At 62.8% G+C, this 23,848-nt stretch carries 19 protein-coding genes; 16 read left to right on the plus strand and 3 right to left on the minus strand.

The window, feature by feature from the left end:
• Positions 1 to 231: 231 nt before the first annotated feature.
• The 6 genes from ACXJKO_RS13650 (at position 232) to ACXJKO_RS13675 (ending at position 7,715) form a co-directional block, all read left to right on the plus strand.
• Positions 232 to 2,025 (plus strand): acyl-CoA dehydrogenase C-terminal domain-containing protein, encoded by a 1,794-nt coding sequence (locus ACXJKO_RS13650; protein ID WP_457091632.1) that lies wholly within the window; start codon positions 232 to 234, stop codon positions 2,023 to 2,025.
• 135 nt (positions 2,026 to 2,160) lie between these two features.
• Positions 2,161 to 3,369 (plus strand): acetyl-CoA C-acetyltransferase, encoded by a 1,209-nt coding sequence (locus tag ACXJKO_RS13655; RefSeq protein ID WP_457091633.1) that lies wholly within the window; start codon positions 2,161 to 2,163, stop codon positions 3,367 to 3,369.
• Positions 3,370 to 3,392: 23 nt separating this feature from the next.
• Positions 3,393 to 5,600 (plus strand): FAD-dependent oxidoreductase, encoded by a 2,208-nt coding sequence (locus ACXJKO_RS13660; protein WP_457091634.1) that lies wholly within the window; start codon positions 3,393 to 3,395, stop codon positions 5,598 to 5,600.
• A gap of 165 nt (positions 5,601 to 5,765) precedes the next feature.
• Positions 5,766 to 6,272 (plus strand): DinB family protein, encoded by a 507-nt coding sequence (locus ACXJKO_RS13665; RefSeq protein WP_457091635.1) that lies wholly within the window; start codon positions 5,766 to 5,768, stop codon positions 6,270 to 6,272.
• A 98-nt stretch (positions 6,273 to 6,370) separates the two neighbouring features.
• Positions 6,371 to 6,994, plus strand: coding sequence for a DsbA family protein (locus ACXJKO_RS13670; protein ID WP_457091636.1), 624 nt, complete (start codon positions 6,371 to 6,373; stop codon positions 6,992 to 6,994).
• A gap of 7 nt (positions 6,995 to 7,001) precedes the next feature.
• Entirely contained in the window at positions 7,002 to 7,715 is a 714-nt protein-coding gene (locus tag ACXJKO_RS13675; RefSeq protein ID WP_457091637.1) for an aspartate/glutamate racemase family protein, read from the plus strand.
• Here the strand turns inward: ACXJKO_RS13675 and ACXJKO_RS13680 are convergent, their stop codons facing one another.
• Positions 7,716 to 11,225, minus strand: coding sequence for a hybrid sensor histidine kinase/response regulator (locus ACXJKO_RS13680; RefSeq protein ID WP_457091638.1), 3,510 nt, complete (start codon positions 11,223 to 11,225; stop codon positions 7,716 to 7,718).
• 336 nt (positions 11,226 to 11,561) lie between these two features.
• Between ACXJKO_RS13680 and ACXJKO_RS13685 the strand changes: the two genes are divergently transcribed.
• The 5 genes from ACXJKO_RS13685 (at position 11,562) to ACXJKO_RS13705 (ending at position 15,509) form a co-directional block, all read left to right on the plus strand.
• Complete coding sequence (locus tag ACXJKO_RS13685; protein WP_457091639.1) at positions 11,562 to 11,996, plus strand: DoxX family protein; 435 nt, start codon at positions 11,562 to 11,564, stop codon at positions 11,994 to 11,996.
• A gap of 10 nt (positions 11,997 to 12,006) precedes the next feature.
• Positions 12,007 to 12,534 (plus strand): VOC family protein, encoded by a 528-nt coding sequence (locus tag ACXJKO_RS13690; protein ID WP_457091640.1) that lies wholly within the window; start codon positions 12,007 to 12,009, stop codon positions 12,532 to 12,534.
• Positions 12,535 to 12,606: 72 nt separating this feature from the next.
• The gene (mscL, locus tag ACXJKO_RS13695) at positions 12,607 to 13,041 is read left to right on the plus strand and encodes a large conductance mechanosensitive channel protein MscL (RefSeq protein ID WP_457091641.1); all 435 of its coding nucleotides are present in this window, start codon (positions 12,607 to 12,609) and stop codon (positions 13,039 to 13,041) included.
• A gap of 113 nt (positions 13,042 to 13,154) precedes the next feature.
• Positions 13,155 to 14,357, plus strand: a complete 1,203-nt coding sequence (locus ACXJKO_RS13700) for a pyridoxal phosphate-dependent aminotransferase (RefSeq protein ID WP_457091642.1) — start codon at positions 13,155 to 13,157, stop codon at positions 14,355 to 14,357.
• Between the two features lie 114 nt (positions 14,358 to 14,471).
• A complete protein-coding gene (locus ACXJKO_RS13705; protein ID WP_457091643.1) occupies positions 14,472 to 15,509 on the plus strand; it encodes an AbrB family transcriptional regulator in 1,038 nt (345 codons plus the stop codon).
• On the opposite strand, the gene ACXJKO_RS13710 is transcribed toward ACXJKO_RS13705, so the two are convergent.
• A complete protein-coding gene (locus ACXJKO_RS13710; protein WP_457091644.1) occupies positions 15,506 to 16,393 on the minus strand; it encodes a MurR/RpiR family transcriptional regulator in 888 nt (295 codons plus the stop codon). The two genes, ACXJKO_RS13705 and ACXJKO_RS13710, sit on opposite strands and share 4 nt — an antisense overlap.
• A 123-nt stretch (positions 16,394 to 16,516) precedes the next feature.
• Here ACXJKO_RS13710 and ACXJKO_RS13715 point away from each other — a divergent pair, with 123 nt between their 5' ends.
• The 5 genes from ACXJKO_RS13715 (at position 16,517) to ACXJKO_RS13735 (ending at position 23,082) form a co-directional block, all read left to right on the plus strand.
• The gene (locus tag ACXJKO_RS13715; protein WP_457091645.1) at positions 16,517 to 17,305 is read left to right on the plus strand and encodes an N-formylglutamate amidohydrolase; all 789 of its coding nucleotides are present in this window, start codon (positions 16,517 to 16,519) and stop codon (positions 17,303 to 17,305) included.
• A 172-nt stretch (positions 17,306 to 17,477) separates the two neighbouring features.
• Positions 17,478 to 19,010 (plus strand): amino acid permease, encoded by a 1,533-nt coding sequence (locus ACXJKO_RS13720; RefSeq protein ID WP_457091646.1) that lies wholly within the window; start codon positions 17,478 to 17,480, stop codon positions 19,008 to 19,010.
• Between the two features lie 22 nt (positions 19,011 to 19,032).
• The gene (locus ACXJKO_RS13725) at positions 19,033 to 20,445 is read left to right on the plus strand and encodes a glutamine synthetase family protein (RefSeq protein ID WP_457091647.1); all 1,413 of its coding nucleotides are present in this window, start codon (positions 19,033 to 19,035) and stop codon (positions 20,443 to 20,445) included.
• 70 nt (positions 20,446 to 20,515) lie between these two features.
• Positions 20,516 to 21,907, plus strand: coding sequence for an aldehyde dehydrogenase family protein (locus ACXJKO_RS13730; protein ID WP_457091648.1), 1,392 nt, complete (start codon positions 20,516 to 20,518; stop codon positions 21,905 to 21,907).
• A gap of 11 nt (positions 21,908 to 21,918) precedes the next feature.
• On the plus strand, positions 21,919 to 23,082 hold the full coding sequence (locus tag ACXJKO_RS13735; RefSeq protein ID WP_457091649.1) for an iron-containing alcohol dehydrogenase: 1,164 nt from the start codon (positions 21,919 to 21,921) through the stop codon (positions 23,080 to 23,082).
• 78 nt (positions 23,083 to 23,160) lie between these two features.
• Here ACXJKO_RS13735 and ACXJKO_RS13740 read toward each other — a convergent pair whose 3' ends face one another.
• Positions 23,161 to 23,763, minus strand: a complete 603-nt coding sequence (locus ACXJKO_RS13740) for an NADPH-dependent FMN reductase (RefSeq protein WP_457091650.1) — start codon at positions 23,761 to 23,763, stop codon at positions 23,161 to 23,163.
• Between the last annotated feature and the right edge of the window lie 85 nt (positions 23,764 to 23,848).

The following is a 23,848-nucleotide window of genomic DNA, read 5'->3' on the forward strand; positions in this document are numbered from 1 at the left end:
CAGTCGCACCGCCCCCACCCTAGCCCTCCCCACAAGGGGGGAGGGAACAAGCGTGGCACCAATCCATTGGCGCTCCGCCAATCTTCCGCCCATCCTGAACTTTCGTCTGTTCCGCGCGAGAATTTGCGCCCTACCTCTTTTCTAGACAAGCAGATGGTTTATATGTGAACTATATAGTTTTCTGGTGGGCCTGATATGGCCTGTTCCGGTCGGAATAGGGAAGAAGCGCGAATGCCGGTTTACAAGGCTCCTGTCGAAGACGTCATGTTTCTCTTGAACGATGTTTTCCCCATCGAGCGTCACAACAATCTTCCCGGCTTCGGCGACGCTACCCCCGATGTGGTGGAGGCGATCCTCGGCGAGGGCGCGAAGCTGTGCGAGGAGGTGTTCGCACCTCTCAATCGCACGGGCGATCTGGAGGGTTGCACGCGCAATCCGGATGGCTCCGTCACGACGCCGAAGGGTTTTAGGCAAGCCTATGAGGCTTATGCCTCCGGCGGCTGGATGGGCCTGTCGGTGCCCGAGGAGTTCGGCGGGCAGGGGCTTCCCTCGACGCTCAACACCATCATGCAGGAGTTCGTCTCCTCGGCGAACCTGGCGCTCGGCATGTATCCGGGGCTGACTCAGGGAGCCATCGCGGCGCTGTTGGTGCACGGTGCCGAGGAGCAGAAGAAAACCTATCTGCCGAAGATGGTGGCCGGCACCTGGACCGGCACCATGAACCTTACCGAACCGCATTGCGGCACGGATCTGGGCCTGCTCAAGACCAAGGCCGTGCCGAACGGCGAYGGCTCCTATGCGATCTCCGGCACCAAGATCTTCATCTCCGCCGGCGAGCACGACATGGCGGAGAACATCGTCCATCTCGTTCTCGCTCGCATCGAAGGCGCGCCTGCCGGTACCAAGGGCATCTCGCTCTTCGTGGTGCCGAAGTTCATTGTGAAGGATGACGGCTCGCTCGGTGATGGCAACGGCGTGTCCTGTGGCTCGCTGGAACACAAGATGGGCATCCACGGCAATGCCACCTGCGTCATGAATTATGACGGCGCGAAAGGTTGGCTCGTGGGTGAGGCCAATCGCGGCCTCAATGCGATGTTCGTGATGATGAACGAAGCGCGTCTCGCCGTCGGCGTGCAGGGTCTTTCGCAATCCGAAGTCGCCTATCAGAATGCGGTGGCCTATGCGAAGGACCGTTTGCAGGGCCGTTCGCTGACGGGCGCGAAGTTCCCCGACAAGCCTGCCGATCCGATCATCGTGCATCCCGATGTGCGCCGCACGCTGCTCTCCATCAAGTCCTTCAACGAGGCTGCGCGCGCTCTCATCGTCTGGACAGGCCTTAACAGCGACATTGCGCACCGCTCCCCGGACGATAAGGAGCGCCAGACGGCCGAGGATTACATGGGCCTGCTCACGCCTGTGGTGAAAGGCGTGCTTACCGATCTCGGCTTCGACAACGCCGTGAAGGCGCAGCAGATGTTCGGCGGCCACGGCTATATCGAGGAATGGGGCATGTCGCAGTTCGTGCGCGATGCCCGCATCGCCATGATCTATGAGGGCGCCAACGGCATCCAGGCCATGGACCTCGTGGGCCGCAAGCTCGGCAAGGATGGCGGACGCGCCATCATTGCTTTCTTCAACGAGGTTGGCGCCTTCTGCCAGGAGAACGCGAAGGACGAGAGCCTCAAGGGTTTCGTCGTGCCGCTGCAGCAGGGCCTCGGCCATCTCCAGCAGGCCACCATGTGGTTCATGGAGAACGCCATGGCGAAGCCCGACAACGCGGGCGCCGGCGCGACCGACTACATGCACCTCTTCGGCATCGTCGCCATGGGCTATATGTGGGCCAAGATGGCAAAGGCCGCGCATGCGAGAAAGGCTGAAGGGATTGGCGTTGCGGAGAAGATGGATGCGAAGCTTCTCACCGGGCGGTTCTTCATGGAGCGCATGATGCCGGAAACCGGGCTTCGTCTCGCCCGGATTTCAACAGGTGCTGACGCAACCATGGCGATGCCTATTGAAGTTTTCTGATGAAAGGATCGTCATCCCGGACGAAGCGCAGCGAAGATCCGGGATCGCATGATCAGTAAGGTGCTTTATTCTGAAAACAATCCCGGGTCGCGCTTCGCTTACCCGGGATGACCATAGCAGTTCTGGGAGGCCCTGATGGCCGAGGCTTTTATCTACGATGCAGTCCGTACCCCGCGCGGGCGCGGCAAGCCCGATGGTTCCTTGCACGAGGTCCCTAGCATCGACCTTGCGGTCACGACGCTCGACGCCATCCGCAATCGCAACGATCTCGATCCCATTCTGGTGGAGGACGTGATCCTCGGCTGCGTCGATCCGGTGGGTGAAGCAGGCGGCGATATCGCGCGTGCCGCTGCGTTGAAGGCGGGATTCGGCAAGGAGGTGCCGGGCGTGCAGATCAACCGCTTCTGCGCATCCGGTCTCGATGCGGTGAATCTCGCTGCGGCGCAGGTCATGGCGGGCATGAAGGACATCGCCATCGGCGGCGGCGTCGAATCCATGAGCCGCATCGGAATGGGCGCGGCGGGCGGCGCATGGCCCGTCGATCCGGGTGTCGCGATACCCGGCTATTTCCTTCCGCAAGGAATTTCGGCGGATCTGATCGCCACCAAATACGGCTTCTCCCGCGATGACGTAGACGCTTACGCAGTGGAATCCCAGAAGCGCGCCGCGAAGGCGTGGGACGAGGGCCGCTTCTCCAAATCCATCATCCCCGTGAAGGACGTGAACGGCCTCACGATCCTGGCGAAGGACGAGCACATGCGGCCGCAGACCGACATGCAGTCCCTCGGCCAGCTCAAGGCTGCCTTCGTGCAGATGGGCGAAATGGGCGGCTTCGATGCGGTGGCGACTTCCGCGCATCCCGATGTGGAGTTCGTCAACCACGTGCACCACGCCGGCAATTCATCCGGCATCGTGGACGGAGCCTCGGCGGTGCTCGTCGGTTCGAAGGAGGGCGGCGCTAAGGCCGGCATCAAGCCGCGTGCGAGGCTTAAAGGTTTCGCCTCCATCGGCTCCGATCTCGCACTCATGCTCACCGGCCCCATCGACGTGTCGGAGCTGGCGCTCAAGAAAGCCGGCATGACGAAGGACGATATCGATCTCTTCGAAATCAACGAGGCCTTCTCGGCCGTGGTGCTGCGCTACATCCAGGCGCTCGATCTCGACCCCGCGAAGGTCAACGTGAATGGCGGCGCCATCGCCATGGGCCATCCGCTCGGCGCGACCGGCGCGATGATCCTCGGCACCGTGCTCGACGAGCTGGAGCGCACGAACAAGCAAACGGCGCTGATCACGCTCTGCGTTGCCGCAGGCATGGGCACCGCTGCGATCATCGAGCGGGTTTGAGACAGCGGAAACGGGAGAGCATCATGACAAACTTCACCAATTTCCGCTTTGAGGTCGATGGCGACGGGATCGCACTCGCCACATGGGATATGCAGGATCGCTCCATGAACGTCATCACCCCACAGGTGATGGACGAACTCTCGCAGATCATCGAGCGCGTAGCCGGTGACGAGGCGATCAAGGGCTGCGTGATCACCTCCGGGAAGGAGAGTTTTTCGGGCGGTGCCGATCTCACCATGCTCCAGGGCCTCGGCGCGGAATATGCGCGGCTGGCGAAGGAGAAGGGCGAGGAGGAGGCCATGAGCTTCTTCTTCGAGGAATCGCGAAAGCTCTCGCTGCTCTATCGGCATCTTGAAACCTGCGGCAAACCGTTTGCCATCGCCATCCATGGCGTATGCCTTGGCGGTGCTTTCGAGCTGGCGCTTGCCTGCCATTACCGAGTCGTATCCGATGTGGATTCCACCCGCGTCGGTTTGCCCGAAGTGAAGGTGGGACTCTTCCCCGGTGCCGGCGGTACGCAGCGCGTGGCGCGCCTGATGCAGACGGGCGATGCGTTGCAGATGCTCTTCAAGGGCGAGCAGATCCGTCCGCTCATGGCGCGCAACATGGGGCTCGTTCACGCGGTCGCGCCGCGTGAGGGAATCGTGCAGGCGGCGAAGGACTGGATCAAGCAGGGCGGCTCCGCTGTCGCTCCCTGGGACCAGAAGGGCTACAAGCTGCCTTCCAACAAGGTCTATTCCGCCGCAGGCATGCAGATCTGGGCACCCGCCAATGCCATCTATCGCCGCGAGACGCAGGACAATTACCCCGCCATCCGCGCGATTCTGGAGGCCGTCTATCAAGGCCTTCAGCTGCCGATGGATTTGGCGCTGAAGGTGGAGTCGCGCTGGTTCGCCAACATCCTGCGCTCGAAGGAAGCAGCGGCGATGATCCGCACGCTCTTCATTTCCATGCAGGACCTCAACAAGGGCGCGCGCCGTCCGAAGGACGTGCCGCCCACCAACCTGAAGAAGATCGGCGTCGTCGGCGCTGGCTTCATGGGTGCGAGCGTGGCCTATGTCACGGCCAATGCCGGTCTCGAAGTCGTGCTCATCGACCGCGATGTGGAGGCTGCCGAGAAGGGCAAGGCGCATTCGCATAAGCTCATGYCCGACCAGATCATGAAGGGCCGCGCTAAGACGGCGGATCGCGATGCGCTGCTCGCGCGCATCAAGGCTTCCGCCGATTACAGCGACCTTGCCGATTGCGATCTCGTGATCGAGGCCGTGTTCGAGGATCCCAAGGTGAAGGCCGAAGTGATCGGGAAGGTGGAGGCGGCGATCCGTCCGGATTGCATCTTCGCGTCCAACACCTCGACGCTGCCGATCAGCGGACTTGCGAAGACCTCCAAGAACCCCGGTCAGTTCATTGGCATCCACTTCTTCTCGCCGGTCGAGAAGATGATGCTGGTCGAGATCATCTTAGGAAAAGAGACGGGCGACAAGGCCCTCGCCACCGCGCTCGATTATGTGCGCGCCATCAAGAAGACGCCGATCGTTGTCAACGACTCGCGCGGCTTCTTCGCTAATCGCTGCGTGCTGGCCTATATTCTCGAAGGCCATCTCATGTTCACCGAAGGCTTGCCTGTGGCGATGATTGAGCAGGCCGGGAGGCAAGCGGGCATGCCTGTTGGCCCGCTCTCGCTCAACGATGAGGTCGGCGTCGATCTCGGCCTCAAGATCCTGCGCGCCACCAAGGCGCAGCTTGGCGAGGCGGCAATCGTGCCGCAGCAGGAAGAGTTGCTTAACGTGCTCGTGGAGAAGGAAGGCCGCCTTGGCCGCAAGAACCGCAAGGGCTTCTACGATTACCCCGAAGGCGGCCAGAAGCATCTCTGGCCGGGCCTGAAGGATCTTCAGACGAAGCATGTAGAGGCCGAACACGTCGACATGCAGGAGTTGAAGCGGCGCCTTCTTGTCACGCAGGCGCTGGAGGCCGCGCGCACCTTCGAAGAAGGCGTCATCACCGATCCACGCGAGGCAGATGTGGGCTCCATTCTCGGCTTCGGCTTCGCGCCCTACACGGGCGGCGCGCTGTCCTACATCGACTTCATGGGCGCGAAGGTGTTCGTAGATCTGTGCAAGACATTGCAGGCCAAGTACGGAGACCGCTTCGCTCCGCCGCAGATCGTGGTCGATATGGCAGCGTCGGGTGGTACGTTCTATGGCAAGGCAGGGGCGAAGAAAGCGGCGTAGATCGATCAGCTTCGTCATGGCCGCAACACATGCGGCCATTTCTTTTCGCCAGTTCCAACCCACCGACCTCCTCAGGATGAGGTCTTCGGGGTGGCGAGGCGCGTCTTGACCAATGCCTATTCCCGTCACATGACAGAGGGGCAATCAAGACGAGGAAGCGCTGCCATGAAACCGCATTTTGCCATGCTCGCGGGCTACAACGCCTGGGCCAATGAGCGGGTCTACGACGTCGTGGCGCAGGTGCCGGACGAGGATTACCGGGCGGATCGCGGGGCCTTCTTCAAATCTCTGCATGGCACCTTGAACCATCTGCTCGTGGCCGACCGGATCTGGCTCAGGCGGTTCACCGGCAAGGGAGACGCTCCGAACAGGCTCGATGCCATTCTGTGCGAGACCTTCGATGAATTGCGGGAGGCGCGGCAAAAGGAAGACCAGCGGATCATCGCTTATATCAATTCCCTGTCCGAAGAAGCCCTGGCGCAACGTTTCATCTATCAGACCATCACGAAACCGGCCACCGTCGAGCAGCCGCTGGCGCCGGCGCTGCTGCACTTCTTCAATCATCAGACTCATCACCGGGGCCAAGCGCATGGCCTGCTGACGGGGTTGGGGAGGGAGGCTCCTTCTCTCGACCTCCTCCTGTTCCAGCGCAGCAGCGGCATGGGAATGTGAGAAAGCCTGCCCTGCGAAAAGGGGCATTGATGAGCGCTGGCCGATAGTCCAAGCTTGTGCTCAGACCAATGCATTGAACCAAAGCGAAGCTGGAAGCCATGCCCCGGACCATTGATTATTATTTCTCCCTCGTGAGCCCCTGGGCCTATATCGGCCATGCGCCCTTCATGGAGATCGTACGCAGGCACGGGGTCGAGGTGAATTACAAGCCGGTCTTCCTGGGCCGTGTCTTTTCCGAGACGGGCGGACTGCCCCTGTCCCAGCGCCATCCGGCGCGCCAGCGCTACCGGCTGGTGGAACTCCAGCGCTGGAGAGAGAAGCGCGGTCTCGCCTTCAACATCACTCCGAAGCACTGGCCTTTCGATGTGAACCTTCCCGACCGCTTCGTCATCGCCGTGACGACGACCGGCAAAAGCCCCGATGCGTTTCTGCGCCGGGCGTTCTCGGCTGTGTGGGAGGAGGAGCGCAATCTCGCTGATCCTGTCGTGCTGTCGGAATTGGCCGAGCGGTCGGGCCTCGATTCATCAGCGCTCATGGACATCGCCACCGGCAGCACCACGGAGGCGATCTATGCGCTGAACCTGGAGAACGCGGTCGGTGGAGATATCTTCGGTTCTCCGGCCTATGTTCTCGACGGCGAAGTCTTCTGGGGGCAAGACAGGCTCGACCTGCTCGACGATGCCTTGAGGGCCGGCCGCGCGCCCTACACGCCGAATATCTGAGGCTGCCATGCAGCAGCAAAAAACCATCGGGCTCATCGGCGGTATGAGCTGGGAGAGCTCGGCGGAATATTACCGGATTATCAATCAGGAGATGCAGCGGCGCCTCGGCGGCGTGCATTCAGCACGATGCCTCATGTGGTCCGTCGATTTCGACGAAATCAAGCAACTGCAGCATGCGGGCGAGTGGGACAGACTCGCTGATCACATGAAGGACGCGGCCGTTCGCCTGGAACGGGGAGGGGCCGACTTCATTGTGCTCTGCACGAACACGATGCATCGGCTGGCTGATGCGATCTCGTCATCCGTCGAGATTCCGCTGCTTCATATCGCCGATCCTACCGCCGAGCGCATCAAGGCAGAGGGGCCTGCGCGCATCGGGCTGCTTGGGACCGCTTTCACCATGGAGCAGGATTTCTACAAAGGGCGCCTGCATCAGCGTCATGGGCTCGATGTGATCGTTCCCGATGCGGACGACCGGCAGATTGTGCACGAGATCATCTATAAGGAGCTGGTGCTCGGAAAGATCAATCCGGAATCCCGGCAGGCTTACCGGGCTATCATCGCCCGTCTCATCGAGCGCGGAGCGCAGGCCGTCATCCTCGGCTGCACCGAGATCATGCTTCTGGTCTCCGACGAGGACAGCGCCGTGCCGCTGTTCGACACGACGACGATCCACGCCATTGCCGCCGTCGATCACGCGCTGGAGGCGCGATCCGCCTAATCACTCTGCCGCAACGCGTGTTGCCCGCCATTGCGTGAGCAATGCGCGCAAGGCTGCGGGTTTCAAAGGCTTGTTCAGAATGTGAACGTTCATGCTCGTCGCCGCGTCGCGCACGGTCGGCGTGCGGTCGGCCGTGACCAGGACGGCAGGTGTGTCCACCTGCGTTTTCCAGCGCAGCGCCTTGATGAGTTCGAGGCCGTCCGTCTCGTCGAGGTGGTAGTCGGCGACGATGACTTCCGGGAGGGCCTTATGCGAGCGAAGCATCTGATGCGCGGTGTCGAGATCGGATGCGGTCCACACATCGCAGCCCCAGCCGGACAGTAAGAGCCGCATGCCTTCGAGAATGGCGGGCTCGTTGTCGATCACCATCACGCGAAGGCCCGACAGTGCGGTCGGCGGCGGCTTCGGCGGTTCGGGCGCAGCGGCGGAAGCGGGCAGGGCCGCCACCACGGGAACCTCGAACCGGAAGACCGAGCCGCGTCCCACTTCGGATGTGAGCGTGATCGGATGCTTCAGCACGCGCCCGATGCGCTCCACGATGGAAAGGCCGAGGCCGAGGCCGCGCGCGGCCTTCGCACCCTGGTCGAGGCGCTGGAATTCGCGGAAGACGATCCGCTGCTTCGAGGGCGGAATGCCGAGACCGGTATCCCACACCTCCAGCACCAGATGACTGCCGCGCCGCCGCGCGCCGACGACGACGCGGCCTTTCAGCGTATACTTGATGGCGTTGGACACGAGGTTTTGCAGAAGACGACGTAAGAGCCGCCGGTCCGAGCGCACGGTCAGCGAGGAGGGGACGAAGGTGAGATTCAAACCCTTTTCGCGCGCGACCGGATCGAATTCCAGCTGCAATTGCCGGAAGAGTTCGTCGATACGGAAGCTCGACCATTGCGGCTTCATGGCGCCCGTGTCGAGGCGCGAGATGTCGAGAAGCGCCGTCAGGATTTCCTCGACCGCATCGAGGGACGCATCGATGTTTTCCGCAAGCGTTGCGTTGCCGGCTTCCTTGTCACGTTCCACGAGCGAGGTCGCGTAAAGGCGTGCCGCGTTGAGGGGTTGAAGGATGTCGTGGGAGGCTGCGGCCAGGAAGCGCGTCTTGGAAATATTCGCCTCGTCGGCTTCCGCCTTCGCGCTTCTTAAGGCCTCGTTGAGGCGCGTGAGTTCCTCGGTACGTTCGCGCACGCGTTGCTCCAGCGTCTCGTTGGCGCGGCGGCTTTCCTCCTCGACCAGAACCGTCTCGGTGACATCCGTGTAGGTCGTTACGTGGCCACCATCCGGCAGCGGGTTCGAGCGGATCTCGATGACCTTGCCGGAAGGATAGAGCTTGAGGCGCACCGGCTCGATATCGTGGCGGAACGAATGGATGCGCGCGGCCACCAACTCGTCGATCCTGCCGGGGCCGTAGGAGCCGCGGGCGGCGTTGTACTGGACGATGCGATCCATGCCGATGCCCACATGCACGAAGTTGGGCGGCATGTCGTAGAGGTCGATGAAGGCCTGGTTCCAGGCAAGCAGGCGCAGGTCGCGGTCGAGCACGGTGATGCCTTGCTTGGCGTAGTTCAGCGCATGCTGCAGCAGGTCGCGGCTGTGCTGGATGGCGGCGGAGGCATCGTCGAGGAGCTTGAGGGCTGCTTCTGTCGAGACGGTGCGGCGGCGCAGCAGGAGCGACAAGGCCAAGCGCGAGGATGCGGTGCCGATGGCCGACGCCAGCAGATGCTCGGCATAGCGCAAGAGATGGATATCGGCTTCCGCGCGCGGCTCCAGGTTCTGTCCACGGCTGTGGCTGAATCCCTCGAAGGAGCGCGCGGTCCTCTCCTCGCCGAGATAGCGGGAGACGGTGGCGCGCAGTTCATCCACGGTCACGCTGGCGCGGAAGAGGCGGAAGCTCGGGGCGACGGAGGTATTCGGCTCACCGACGAAAACGGTCGCCTGGATCTGCTCCATAGCCGTGATGGGACGCCAGAGCGAGAAGCCGATATAGCAGAGGATGTTGAGCGTCAGGCTCCAGACCACGCCGTGTGTAAGCTGCGGCAGGTCGACGCCGAACAGGGCCGTGGGCTTGAGCGCCTCGATACCGAAGGGGCCGGAGACGACGACATCGGACCAGAACACGCCGTCCCAGACGAAGCTGGGAAGAAGGAGCGTGTAGAGCCAGGTCACGAAGCCGACGATGAGGCCCACGCTCGCGCCGAGCGCCGTGCCGCGCGACCAGATCAGCCCGCCGAGGAAGGCGGGCGCGACCTGCGCGATGGCAGCGAAAGACAACAGGCCGATGGCGGCGAGAGCGGCCTCGCCGGATGCGCGGTAATAGACATAGCCCAACATGATCACGAGAACGATCGAGAGGCGGCGCACGGTGATGACGAAGTTGCCGGGATCGACGCCCGCGAAGGAACGTCGGCGCAGCACGATAGGCATGACGAGATGGTTCGAGATCATCACCGCGACAGCCACCGAATCCACGATCACCATCGCGGTTGCGGCCGAGAAGCCACCGAGGAAGGTGATGACCGCGAGCGTGCCGGCTTGGTCTGCGAGCGGCAGCGCGAGCACGGTCATGTCCCGGTCGATTCCATCTCCCGGAAAGGTGGCAAGGCCCGCGAGCGCGATGGGGATCACGAAGAGGTTGATGAGGATCAGATAGAGCGGAAACATCCAGGCCGCGCGCTTCAGGTCGCCGATAGCGTGGTTTTCCACCACCGTCACATAGAACTGGCGCGGCAGCAGAAGTGCGGCGCAGCCCGACAGAAGAATGAGCGTGATGTAGCTGCCGAAGCCGGAGGTTCGCTCGAACAGATCCGCGCTCGCGCCCTGGGCTTTGACATGCTCGACGATGGAGCCGAAGCCGTCGAACATGTAGAAGGTCACATAGCTGCCGACCAGCAGGAACGCGACCAGCTTCACGATCGATTCCACCGAGATCGCCATGATCAGCCCGTCCTGATGCTCGGTTGCATCAGGGTGGCGCGTGCCGAAGGCGACGGCGAAGCCCGCGAGGACGAGGGCGACGATGAGCGCGAGATCGCCGAAGAAGAGCAGGTCGGCCGGGAGCCCGCCATCGGTTCGTGCGAGGAAGACATTGAGGGAGGACGAGACGGCTTTCAGCTGAAGCGCGATGTAGGGAATGGAGCCCACGAGCGCGATGATGCTGACGATAGCGGCGACGCGTTCGCTCTTTCCATAGCGCGCTGCAACGAAGTCGGCGATGGACGAGATGTTCTGCGTCTTGGCGACCCGGATGACCCGGGCCACGATTACATGGCCGAAGGTGATGACCAGGATGGGGCCGATATAGATCGCCAGAAAATCGAGGCCGGAATGGCTGGCAAGCCCGACCGATCCGAAGAAGGTCCAGGACGTGCAATAGACCGCAAGCGCCAGGGCTGAGATCGTGGCGCGCCATGGACCCTGTACGAAGCGCCTGCCGGCATTGTCGCCCCAATGGGCTACGGTGAACAGGAAGCAGAGATAAACCAGCGCCGATAAGACAACCGCCCAGGTGGCGACCATATTCGAAAACCCTCGGAGATTACTTGGGACAGCTTTACTCCGTGGAGGCAGGGAACGCCACTGGTTGGGTGAGTGAGGCAGTGACCCAGTGAGAGAGTGCGAGAGTCGGGCGCTGGAATATCTCTCCCGAGTGGGAGAGGTCGACGCACGTCAAGTGCGGCGGGTGAGGGAATGCCCTCTCCGGATAGGGCGGTCCCTCACCCCTGCCCCTCTCCCATCCGGGGGAGGGGAATGCGCCTCATCTCACTCTAACAGTGTGAATTTATATTCTGGTTAAACCATTATCATCTCCCCAGAATGAGGTCATATGGGGGCATCGAATTCCAGGAGCTCCTCATGATCGATAACCGCACTGCCCCCTATGCCGCTTTCATCCTGCGTGTAACGCTGGGTGTCCTCTTCCTGGCCCATGCCGGCCTGAAGATCTTCGTATTCACCCCCGCTGGCGCGGCTCAGTTCTTCGGCAGCCTCGGCCTGCCGCCGTTCCTTGCCTATGTGACGATCCTGGCCGAGGTGGTCGGCGGCGTTGCCCTGATCGCCGGCTTTTATACCCGCTGGGCGGCTCTCGCTCTGATCCCGATCCTGCTCGGCGCCATCGTCACGGTGCATGGCCCTGCCGGGTTCTTCTTCAACAACCCCAATGGCGGCTGGGAATATCTGGCGTTTTGGATTGCTGCGCTCGTGACCCAGGCCCTTCTCGGCGATGGCGCCTTTGCTCTGCGCACAGGATCCTCTAAGATTGCCCCGGCGTTGAACGCCCGGTCGGCCTGACGGTAAAGCCATGATCAAGCCCATTCCCCAAGATGCCTCTGGCGCGCCGGCGGCGCGTCCCATCGATCCCGGTGTGCGGATCGGCCATGTCCATCTCAAGGTGGCGGATCTCGACCGGGCGCTCGCCTTCTATTGCGGCGTGCTCGGCTTCGAGCTGATCCAGCGCTACGGCACCCAGGCCGCGTTCATCTCGGCGGGCGGATACCACCACCACATCGGCCTGAACACCTGGGAGAGCAAAGGCGGCTCGCCGCCGCCTCCCGGCACCACGGGACTCTACCATGTGGCGATCCTCTATCCCACGCGGGCGGCCCTGGCGGATGCGCTTCATCGTCTGGTCGAGGCAGGCATTCAGCTGGATGGTGCGAGCGATCACGGCGTGAGCGAAGCGCTCTACCTGCGGGACCCGGACGGCAACGGCGTCGAGCTTTACGTGGATCGTCCGCAGGAGCAATGGCCGGTTAGCCCGAACGGGGAGCTCCAGATGGTCACAGAGCGCTTGGACCTTCACGCTCTCCTCGCCGCAAGAGAGGCTTGACGATATTGGCTTGACGATTTTCCTGGACCGGACACCTTTTAAGCTTGGCGCACAAGCAAGAGGAGTCCGGTCATGTGGAACGAGTTCAAGCAATTCGCCCTACGGGGCAACGTCGTCGATCTCGCCATCGGCATCATCATCGGCGCAGCCTTCGGCAGGATCGTAGATTCCATCGTCGGCGACATCTTCATGCCGATTATTGGTGCCGCCACCGGTGGGCTCGATTTCTCCAACTACTTCACAGCCCTTTCCGGCAATGTTACCGCGACGGGGCTCACCGAGGCCAGGAACCAGGGCGCGGTTCTGGCATGGGGCAACTTCATCACCGTTGCCATCAACTTCGTCATCATCGCCTGGATCCTGTTCCTTCTGGTCAAGGGCATGAACCGCCTGCGCCGCGCGCAGGATGCCAAGACCGACACGGCGGACAAGCCCCCGGAAATTCCTGCCGACGTCAAGCTGCTCACGGAAATTCGAGACCTGCTGAAGAGCGGCCGAACCGCCTGATCCATCACCGGATTCGATCGGTCCCTTTGCTTGTTTTCATGAGTGCCCTGGCGGGTCTTGCCTTCCACGGATGAACAGGCCATGCCTGTTTTTCTGCTTGCGAGGAAATCTCCATGAACGTATCCGCCCCGGTTCCATCCGTTCTCAATCTGCGCTCCGAGGCGGAGCAGGCGCCCACGAGCGGTATCGTGGATGTGTTCAGCTATGGCCGCAACAAGTCCGGCATCATTCCGCTCTGGGTGGGCGAGGGCGATCTGACGACGCCCTCCTTCATCCGTGATGCGGCAGCGCGCTCCTTGAGCGAGGGCGAAACCTTCTACACCTATCAGCGCGGCATCCCGGAGCTGCGCCAAGCCATCGCTAACTATCATGAGCGGGTCTATCGCAAGCCGTTCGATCCCGAGCGCTTTTTCGTGACCTCGGGCGGCATGCCCGCGATGCAGATCATCTTCCGTATGATTTCGGGCACCGGCGACGAGGTGCTCGTTCCCACGCCCGCATGGCCGAACTTCGCGGGTGCGATCACCATTTCCGGCGCGCGGCCCGTCAGCGTGCCTATGAATATCGACGCGAAGGGCTGGCATCTGGATTTCGAGCGGCTCGAACAATCGATCACGCCGCGCACCCGCGCCATCGTCATCAATTCGCCCTCCAACCCCACCGGCTGGACCGCGAGCCACGAGGATCTTCGCCTTGTCCTGCGCATGGCCCGTCGCCATGGCCTTTGGATCGTTGCCGACGAGATCTATAGCCGCTTCGTGCACGATCCCGCCTTCGATATCGACGGACGCACACCGTCCTTCCGTGATGTGATGGAGCCGGAGGACAAGGTGCTCTTCGTGCAGACCTTCTCCAAGAACTGGGCCATGACCGGCTGGCGGCTCGGCTGGCTGGAGGCTCCGCCGGCGATGGGGCAGGTGATCGAGAATCTCGTTCAATACCAGACCTCCGGAACGCCCGTCTTCGTCCAGCGCGGCGGCGTGGCCGCCATGGAGCAGGGCGAGGCCTTCATCGCCGACCAGATCGCCCGCGCCAAGCTCGGCCGTCAGATTGTCGCGTGCCTCACCGAGACGGGCCTCGTGGAATTGCCGCTCCCAACCGGCGCGTTCTACGCGTTCCTCAAGATCAAGGGCGCGACCAGTTCCAAGGACATCGCCTTCAGGCTCATCGACGAAGCCAATGTGGGCCTCGCCCCCGGTTCGGCCTTCGGCGACGCGGGCGAGGGATACTTGCGCCTGTGCTACCTGCGCAAGCAGGAGGACCTGGAGGAGGCCGTGCGCCGCATCAGCGAGGCGCTGCCCCGGCTGGTCGGGTAGCTTCTTCGATGAGGAAACATTCGCCAAAGCGTAGGCAGACCTTCCTCGCATGGCCAATGCGCACCATCCGCATTTGACCGAAGCGCCGATGGCGTTCATTGAAACTTCCTCGTCATGCGCCTCATACTCGCTCACTTCACCCAGATCCTCGTGGCAGGCCTCGGCGGCTTGGCCTTCCATTCGCTCGGGCTTCCGGCAGCATGGCTGTCGGGCGCTGCCATCACGGGCATCCTCTGGGGGCTGACCCCGTGGGCGGTGTCCATGCCGCGCGCGCTGGTGGACATCGCTATGCTGATCTCGGGAAGCGCCATGGGCGCGGCGGTGACGCCCGAGGCTATCGCCGCCATCGGGCGCTATCCCGGAAGCCTGATCCTGCTGGTGATCGGTGTCGTCGCGATTTCGGGCGCGTCCTCGCTCTGGCTCATGCGCATCTCGGGCTGGCGGAAAGCCGATGCCGTTCTCGCTTCCGCGCCAGGCGCACTCTCGACGGTAATGGCCGTCGCGGCGGACCGGAAGGCGGATGTCCCTTCCGTCGCCATCGTCCAGAATGTTCGCCTGCTTTTCCTGGTCGTGCTGCTTCCCGCCCTGGTGGTGCTGACGGGGGAGGGCGGCGCCGGGAGCATGCTCGTGGGCGTCGGGTTGCCGATTGCAGGCCCCGCCAGCATCGGCCTCATGCTCCTCCTTGGTCTCGTTGTGGGAGCGGTACTCAAGAAACTGAACGTGGCGGCACCCCTGCTCCTAGGCGCGACCATCGTGAGCGCATTGGGGCATGGGACGGGCTCCATCGACGGCGTCATGCCGCCTGCCATCGCCACCTGCGGTCTCGTGCTGATCGGCCTGTTCATAGCGGGAAGATTCCGCCACATCCAGCGCTCGGCCCTGAAGAAGGCCTTCATCGCCTCCATCGGATCCTTCGCCACCGGCATGACCGTCGCCTCAGCCTTCGCGGCCGTGGCCGCCTGGGTTGCCGGAGTGAGCTTCGCCAACGGCCTCGTCGCCTTCGCACCCGGGGGGCTCGAGGCCATGACCGTTCTCGCCCTCGTCCTCGGCCTCGATCCGCTCTACGTGGGTATCCACCACCTCGTCCGCTTCCTCGGCATCGCCTTCGCGCTGCCGTTCATGGTGGCTTGGCTGCAGCGGGGAAAGGCTTAAGGAGTCCCGTTCCGCAGCCGCTCCACCGCCTCCATTCGCGGTTTGGCCGTGTCCCATAGGCGCTTGGTGACGGCCGCAATGAGGGCTTCGGTGAGAAGCAGCAGGCTGGCGGATGAATCCCAGTTCGACGGCACCACGATATGCGCTGGCAGCACATGGCGCGCGACGCGGGCGATGGGGGACAGCCAGGGATCGGTGAGCAGAACCACGGTTGCGCCCTGCTTAGCTGCCGTTTCGCACAGGGCCGTGACATCCTCCTGATAGCGGCGGATATCGAAGGCGACGATCACATCCTTCTTGCCGATCTCGATCACCCGGTCGCGCCAGAGGGCCGGCTGGCCCTCGATGGAATCCACCTGACTGCGCACGATCCGCAGATGGCTCTCCGCATAGCGCGCCAGGGCTCCGGTAAACCGCCCGCCCGTGAAATGGATGGATCGGCGCGGGTCGCTCAAGAGGGCGACGACGGCCTCGAACTCGGCGGGCGCAATGTTCTCCACAGTTGCATTGAGATTGCCGATCACCGCATCCGCGAAGGAGGCGAGGGGAGAATCTCCCTGTGTCTTGTCGCTGGGGCCCGCCTTGGCAAGCGGCGACAGAAGCTGCGCCTCAAGCTCCTCGCGCAGGTGCCTCTGGAAGTCCGGGAAGCCGCCGAATCCCAGCCTCGTGACGAAGCGAAGGGCCGAAGGCGCTGAAATCCCGGCCCGCGACGCAAATTCCGCCACGGTGTCGAGGCCCGCGAAGGGATAGTGGCTCAGGAGCAGATGCGCAGCCCGTTTTTCGCTTGGCGTAAAGGTTTCCATCTCCTGGCGGATGCGCTCGGCGAGGCTCGGAGGATCACCGACACGGGTGGCGCTGGGATTGTTCATGTTGGATTGTTTCACTCCCCGGTCTTGACGCCTTGGGAATCCTGTATCAGAAATTTCAGAATAAGAAAAAGATCAAGAAACGTATCAAGCGTTCAAACGGGGCTTCACCTGCCTCAAGGCAGGACAACGGAGGACCGCATGACGCATGCGAGTCGGATGGCTGCCGGTCTTGATGCCGCCTCAGGGGCGGCGGAGCCTATTGCCATTGTGGAGAACCCGACCGGGCGTTCCCCGATCCTGCTCATCTGCGAACATGCCTCCAACCATCTGCCCAACCGCTACGGCACCTTGGGGCTCGATGCGAATCAGCTCGAAAGCCACATCGCCTGGGATCCCGGTGCGCTCGGCGTAGCACAAGCCCTGTCCCGGCTGCTCGACGCCCCGCTAGTTCATGCCAGCGTGTCGCGCCTTGTGCTCGATCTGAACCGCGAGCCGTCGGCGCCGGATTCGATCTGGACGCTGAGCGAGCACACCTCCATTCCGGGCAACCTCAACCTCTCCTCCGAGGAGCGGGCGTTCCGCGTGCGCGAGGTCTATGAGGCCTTCCACGATGCGGTGGACGACGTTGCCGATGCGCGCAAAGCCGCCGGGCAGCTCGCGGCCGTCGTCTCCGTCCATTCCTTCACACCCGTTTATCGCGATGTGCCGCGCCCCTGGCAGATCGGCCTCATCTTCAACGAGGACGAGCGCCTGGCGCGCTTCGCCGAAGCCGGTCTGAGCAAGGACCCTTCGCTGAACGTCGGCATGAATGAACCCTATTCACCGGCGGACCGGGTGTTTCACACCCTCGAGCGCCATGCCGAACGGCGTGGCCTTGCTCCGCTGATGATTGAGATCCGCAACGACCTGATCCGCACAGAAGACGGACAGGTGTCGTGGGCTACCCGTCTCGCGCCGCTTTTGAGGGAGGGCGCGGAGACGTTGTGATGACCGTCATGGCGCGGGGTGTGCCGTGGCTATCGCATCGTGCGGAAAAGTGGATCCGGTTTTCCGATCCGAACGATGCGCTACTGAGGAAATGGGCATTGGATTGATCCCAAAAGTGGTGTCCACTTTTGGGTCCGATGCCCGAGGCAGACTATTCTTGGAGGAAGAGTCGATGTCAGTCGGACAAGGAAGTTCCGGGGTTCAAGCCCCACCCGCCGGGGCGCAGAGCGCCGGTATCACTTACACCGCAGTGGATGAAAGCTATTTCGAAGCGCGGCGCCTCAAGCGCCATGCCCGTGTCTGGTCGCTCTGGGCGCTCGGCGTCGGCGCGGTGATTTCCGGCCATTACTCGGGCTGGAACTTCGGCGTCGCGAACGGCTTCGGCTCCATGTTCTTCGCCGCGATCATCATCGCCATCATGTATCTGGGCCTCACCTTCTCGCTGGCCGAGATGTCGCCCGCTCTGCCGCATACGGGCGGCGCCTATTCGTTCGCGCGAACCTCCATGGGTCCGTGGGCGGGCTACATCACGGGCATCGCGGAGAACATCGAGTTCGTTCTCACGCCTGCGGTGATCGCCTTCTTCATCGACTCCTACCTGTCGGCCATTTTCGAAACCGGCACGCAATATCAGCCGCTCTACTGGATCGCGTCCTACATCCTGTTCGTGGGCCTCAACATCATCGGTGTCGAGCTCTCCTTCCGGGTGACGGTGACAGTGACCGTGCTGGCGCTCGCCATTCTCGCGGCCTTCTATGCCTCGGTGATCTTCTCCGGCCAGTTCGACTTCTCGCGCTGGGCGTTGAACATTGCGGCGGACGGGTCCGAGCTGCCGAACGGCGGCGGCGAGTTCCTGCCCATGGGCGTTGCCGGCATCTTCAAGACGCTGCCCTTCGCGGTCTGGCTCTTCCTCGCCATCGAGCAATTGCCGCTGGCAGCCGAGGAATCGCACGATCCGAAGCGCGACATGCCGAAGGGCATCATCGCGGGCATCCTGACGCTGATCGTGTCGGCCTTCCTCGTGATCTTCCTGAACACCGGCATCGCGCCCGGCTCCTTCGGCATCGGCAAATCCGCCGAACCGCTGCTCGACGGCTTCAGGACGCTCTTTGGCTCAGGCGCCGCCAAGGTTCTGGCGACGCTTGCGGTGATCGGCCTGATCGCCTCGTTCCACACCATCATCTTCGCCTTCGGACGGCAGATCTACTCGCTCTCGCGGGCGGGCTATTTCCCGGCCTTCCTGTCCGTCACGCACGGCACGCGCAAGTCGCCGCACGTGGCCCTGGTGGCAGGCGCGGTGATGGGCCTCGCGGTCATGATGGTGATCTGGTTCTCCGTCGGCGCGGAGGCGAGCAACTCCATCATCGGCGCGACGCTGCTCAACATGGCGGTGGCGGGTGCCATGCTCGCCTACTTCATGCAGGGCATGTCCTACATCGTGCTCAAGACGAAGTTCGCGTATCTGCCCCGGCCCTACAAGAGCCCGTTCGGCATCGCGGGCGCGGCTATCTGCATGGTGATTGCAGCCGTCACGCTCTATTTCCAGCTCACGGACCCCGTGTTCCAGACGGCGGTCATCGGCGTCRCGATCTATTACGCGATCATGATGGCCTACTTCCTGGTCCACGGCCGCCACAAGCTCATCCTCTCTCCGGAGGAGGAGTTCGCCGTGTCCAAGGGCGAGTCGGAATACAAGACGCACTGACAAACTTGCGGGAGCGCGTATCATGCGCGCTCCCGATCCCGTTTTCTCGTTTGGGGTTTCGAGCATGACAGCTCCCAAGATCAAGAATGCCGCCGATGCCGCCGAGTATGTGCGCAGCCGCGATCTTCCTTTCGTGAAGATCGGCGTCACGGACGTGGACGGCATCATGCGCGGCAAGTACATGGCCCGCGACAAGTTCGAATCCGCCCTCGAAAAGGGTTTCGGATTCTGCGACGTGGTGCTGGGCTGGGACTCCAACGATCAGCTCTACGACAACACCAAGCTCACGGGCTGGCACACCGCCTATCCCGATGCGACCGCGCGCATCATCCCCGAATCCATGCGGCTCGTTCCGTTCGAGAACGACCTGCCGTTCTTCCTGGCCGAGTTCGAAGGGTATGCAGAGGATGCCTGCCCGCGCGGCGTGCTGCGCCGGGTGTTGAAGAAGGCGGAGGACATGGGCTTTGCCGTATCCGCCGCCGCCGAGTTCGAGTTCTTCGTGTTCGAGGAAACGCCGCATTCCGTGCGCGAGAAGAGCTACAAAAACCTCAAGAACATCACGCCGGGCTATTTCGGCTATTCCGTTTTGCGTTCCGGCGTGCACGCGGATTTCTACCACGAGCTTCTCGATCTCGCGAACAAGATGGATTTCGAGATCGAAGGACTGCACACGGAAACCGGACCGGGCGTGCTCGAAGCGGCGATCCGCGTCGACGACGCGTTGAAGGCCGCCGACAAGGCGGCGCTCTTCAAGACCTACACCAAGATCCTGGCGCAGAAGCGCGGCTGGATGGCAACCTTCATGGCCAAGTGGTCGAACGACTGGCCCGGCCAGTCGGGCCACCTCCACACCTCGCTGCGCGACATCAATACCGGCAAGGGCGCATTTTACGACGCAAACGCCAAGCACAACATGTCGGAGACCATGCGGTGGTTCGTGGGCGGCCAGCAGCAGCTGATGCCCGAGATCCTGGCCATGGTCGCCTGCACGGTGAACAGCTACACGCGCCTGATTCCCGGCTTCTGGGCGCCGACCGATGCAGCCTGGGGCGTGGAAAACCGCACCACGGCGCTTCGCGTCATCCCAGGCTCCGAGAAGTCGCAGCGCGTGGAGTACCGTGTGGCTGCTGCCGACATCAACCCGTATATTGCGCTCGCCGCCGCCATCGGCTCCGGCCTCTGGGGTATCGAGAACCGGGTCGATCCGGGCGAGCCGATCCAGGGCAATGCCTATGCGGTCGAGCATCCCAAGGAGCGGGCCCTGCCGCGCTCGCTGGGCGAGGCCGCTGCGCGGCTGAAGGCCTCGCAGCCCGCGCGCCAGCTCTTCGGCGACACCTTCGTCGAGCATTACACGGCAACGCGCGAATGGGAGGAGCGGGAATCCCGCAAGGCCATCACCGATTGGCAGCTCGCGCGCTACTTCGAGATCATTTAAGAGACTTCGCGAACTTAAACGAGAGGAGAGGACTATGGTCCAAGCTGATCATAGTCCTTCGAACATTATCATGGCTGATACCGATATCGTCTGCATTTCCCCAGTCGACGGACGCGAGCTCGTCCGCCGCCCGATCATGTCCGAAGCCGCCATCAATGCGGCCATCACATCGGCGCGCGAGGCGCAAAAGGCGTGGCGCAACGTGCCGCTCTCCGAGCGCGCCGCCAAGGTCTCGGCTTTCCTCGATGCTCTGCTCGCCATGAACCAGGAAGTCGTGCCCGAGATCGCCCAGCAGATGGGCCGCCCGGTGCGCTATGGCGGCGAGTTTCGCGGCGTGGAAGAGCGCGCCCGCTACATGATCGGCATTGCGGAAAAGAGCCTGCAGCCGATCCCCGCCGATGAGGAAAAGGCCGGTTTTCGCCGCATGATCAAGCGCGAGCCGGTGGGCCTCGTGCTCGTCATCGCGCCCTGGAACTATCCCTACCTTACCGCCATCAACACCATCGTGCCCGCGCTCATGGCGGGCAATGCGGTGCTGCTGAAGCACGCCTCGCAGACGGTGCTTGCGGGAGAGCGCTTCCAGATGGCGATGGACCGCGCGGGCATTCCGAAGGGCCTGTTCCAGAACATGCATCTCAGCCACGACCAGACGAGCCGCATTTTGGGCGGCGGTCTTGTCGATCACTGCAACTTTACCGGCTCCGTCACCGGCGGGCGCTCCATCGAGCGCGCGGCGGCGGGCAGCTTCACGTCACTGGGTCTCGAGCTCGGCGGCAAGGACCCGGCCTATGTGCGTGAGGACGCGAATATCGACCACGCCATCGAGAACCTCGTCGATGGCGCGTTCTTCAATTCCGGCCAGTGCTGCTGCGGCATCGAGCGCATCTATGTGCACGAGAAGCACTACGACCGCTTCGTCGAAGGCGCGGTCAATCTCGTGAACACCTACGTGCTCGGCAATCCGCTGGAAGAGGCGACGACGCTCGGTCCGATGGCGCACAAGCGCTTCGCCGATCTGGTGCGCCAACAGAACGCGGAAGCGGTGGCGAAGGGCGCGAAGGCGCATATCGACGCCAGGAAGTTCGCAGCCGATGTGGGCAACACCGCCTATCTCGCGCCGCAGGTTCTCACAGGTGTCGATCACTCCATGAGCGTCATGCGGGATGAGAGCTTCGGCCCGACCGTCGGCATCATGAAGGTGAAGGGCGACGAGGAGGCGATCCGCCTCATGAACGACTCTCCCTATGGCCTCTCCGCCGCCATCTGGACCTCCGACGTCGATGCGGCGGAATCCATCGGCGAGAAGCTGGAGACCGGCACGGTGTTCATGAACCGCTGCGACTATCTCGATCCCGCGCTGGCCTGGACCGGCGTGAAGGATACGGGTCGCGGCGCGAGCTTGTCGCGTCTCGCTTACGAGTCGCTCACCCGTCCGAAATCCTACCACCTCCGTCAGATCTGATTGAAAGCATCATGACCACGTCTCCCCGCTCCAACTGGAATTATCCCACCGCAATCCGCTTCGGCGCAGGCCGCATTTCGGAACTCGCCGAGGCTTGCAAGTCGGTCGGCATGTCCGCACCTCTGATCGTCACCGATCCGTTCCTCGCCACGCAACCGATGACGAAGGCAGCGCTCGACCAGCTCAATGCTGCGGGCCTGAAGGCCGCGATCTTCTCCGAGATCAAGCCGAACCCGGTGGAGACCAACGTCTACAAGGGTCTCGAAGCCTTGAAGGCTGGCAAGCACGACGGCGTCGTCGCCTTCGGCGGCGGTTCCGCGCTCGATGCCGGCAAGGTCATCGCCTTCATGGCGGGGCAGACGCGCCCCATGTGGGACTTCGAGGATATCGGCGATTGGTGGACCCGCGCGGATCCCAAGGGCATTCAGTCGATCATCGCCGTGCCGACCACCGCAGGCACCGGCTCCGAAGTCGGCCGCGCGGGCGTCATCACGCAGGAAGCCACGCACACCAAGAAGGTGATCTTCCATCCGCTCATGATGCCGAAGATCGTGATCTGCGATCCCGAGCTGACGGTCGGCATGCCGCCTCACATCACGGCGGGCACGGGCCTCGATGCACTGGCTCACTGCATCGAAGCCTATTGCGCGCCGGGTTATCACCCGATGGCCGACGGCATCGCGGTGGAAGGTATTCGCCTCGTGAAGGAATACCTGCCGCGCGCTTATAAAGACGGCAAGGACATCGAAGCCCGCGCGCAACTGATGTCGGCCGCCGCCATGGGCGCTACCGCGTTCCAGAAGGGCTTAGGGGCAATCCACGCGCTCTCGCATCCGACCGGCGCGCTCTACGATACGCATCACGGCCTGACCAACGCCGTCTTCATGCCATACGTACTCGTCTATAACCGCAAGGCCATCGAGGAACGGATCGAACGTCTCTCCGCCTATATCGGCCTCGAACCGTCGTTCCAGGCGTTCCTCGATTGGGTGCTGCAAATCCGCAAGGATCTCGGCGTGCCGCACACGCTCGAAGGCTTGAATGTCAACAGCGCGCGCTTCGACGAAATGTCGGAGATGGCGCCCAACGATCCCACCGCCGGCGGCAACCCGGTGCCGATCACCAAGGAGAGCGCCCGCAAGCTCTTCGAGGACGCGCTGGCCGGACGGGTTTGATCCGCCAAGTCTCCTGACAAAAAGAAAAGGCATCGCTGTTGTTCGCAGCGATGCCTTTTGAATTTGAAGGCGCGGCTATCAGGCAGCCTCTGCTTTGCGCTCCAGCGAAGCCTTGTGCTTGGAGCGAACGCCCTTCAGCGCCTCAGCCCAGACGTGGAGTTCGTCGAGCATCGCGGTGGCCGAGGTCTTGTAGATCTCGGCGGGCTTCAACTTTCCGTTTTCGAGGTTCTGGAACACCATTGGCATCGGCACGCCTTCCGTGATCGGCATCACCTTGAAGGTGGTGAGGATCTGCTTCGTCAGCTGTACGGCGCGCAGGCCGCCTGAGATACCGCCATAGCTCACGAAGCCGGCGGGCGTGTACTGCCACTCGGACACGAGATAATTCAGCGCATTGAGCAGCGAGGGCGGCGGGCCGAAATTGTACTCGGGCGTCACGAACACGAAGGCATCGGCCTCGGCCACGCTCTCGCTCCAGGCCTTGGTGTGGGCGTAGTGGTAATTGCGCAGGCGGGGATGCTCAGGCTCGTTGAAAATCGGCAGGTTGAAATCGGCGAGGTCCACGAGCACCGGGTCGAACTTGCCGTGCTCGGCCGCGAAGTCGTTGAACCATGTGGCGATGCTGGGGCCGATTCGGCCCGGACGGGTGCTGGCAACGATCGTGTGAAGCTTGAGAGCCATCGTGTCTCCTGAATTTGCAAAGGCAGGGAACAGTCGTTAAGTTCCCTTTTGTAACCGAGGCTCATTAAGTAACTTCCTCGGGAAA

The sequence above is a fragment of the Microvirga sp. P5_D2 genome (assembly GCF_054049475.1).

Excerpts from the sequence above, each read along its gene's own strand:
- ACXJKO_RS13655 (WP_457091633.1), top strand. The coding sequence starts at position 2,161 with ATGGCCGAGGCTTTTATCTACGATGCAGTCCGTACCCCGCGCGGGCGC.
- ACXJKO_RS13665 (WP_457091635.1), top strand. The coding sequence starts at position 5,766 with ATGAAACCGCATTTTGCCATGCTCGCGGGCTACAACGCCTGGGCCAAT.
- ACXJKO_RS13670 (WP_457091636.1), top strand. The coding sequence starts at position 6,371 with ATGCCCCGGACCATTGATTATTATTTCTCCCTCGTGAGCCCCTGGGCC.
- ACXJKO_RS13675 (WP_457091637.1), top strand. The coding sequence starts at position 7,002 with ATGCAGCAGCAAAAAACCATCGGGCTCATCGGCGGTATGAGCTGGGAG.
- ACXJKO_RS13680 (WP_457091638.1), bottom strand. The coding sequence starts at position 11,225 with ATGGTCGCCACCTGGGCGGTTGTCTTATCGGCGCTGGTTTATCTCTGC.
- ACXJKO_RS13685 (WP_457091639.1), top strand. The coding sequence starts at position 11,562 with ATGATCGATAACCGCACTGCCCCCTATGCCGCTTTCATCCTGCGTGTA.
- ACXJKO_RS13690 (WP_457091640.1), top strand. The coding sequence starts at position 12,007 with ATGATCAAGCCCATTCCCCAAGATGCCTCTGGCGCGCCGGCGGCGCGT.
- mscL (WP_457091641.1), top strand. The coding sequence starts at position 12,607 with ATGTGGAACGAGTTCAAGCAATTCGCCCTACGGGGCAACGTCGTCGAT.
- ACXJKO_RS13700 (WP_457091642.1), top strand. The coding sequence starts at position 13,155 with ATGAACGTATCCGCCCCGGTTCCATCCGTTCTCAATCTGCGCTCCGAG.
- ACXJKO_RS13705 (WP_457091643.1), top strand. The coding sequence starts at position 14,472 with ATGCGCCTCATACTCGCTCACTTCACCCAGATCCTCGTGGCAGGCCTC.
- ACXJKO_RS13715 (WP_457091645.1), top strand. The coding sequence starts at position 16,517 with ATGACGCATGCGAGTCGGATGGCTGCCGGTCTTGATGCCGCCTCAGGG.
- ACXJKO_RS13725 (WP_457091647.1), top strand. The coding sequence starts at position 19,033 with ATGCGCGCTCCCGATCCCGTTTTCTCGTTTGGGGTTTCGAGCATGACA.
- ACXJKO_RS13730 (WP_457091648.1), top strand. The coding sequence starts at position 20,516 with ATGGCTGATACCGATATCGTCTGCATTTCCCCAGTCGACGGACGCGAG.
- ACXJKO_RS13735 (WP_457091649.1), top strand. The coding sequence starts at position 21,919 with ATGACCACGTCTCCCCGCTCCAACTGGAATTATCCCACCGCAATCCGC.
- ACXJKO_RS13740 (WP_457091650.1), bottom strand. The coding sequence starts at position 23,763 with ATGGCTCTCAAGCTTCACACGATCGTTGCCAGCACCCGTCCGGGCCGA.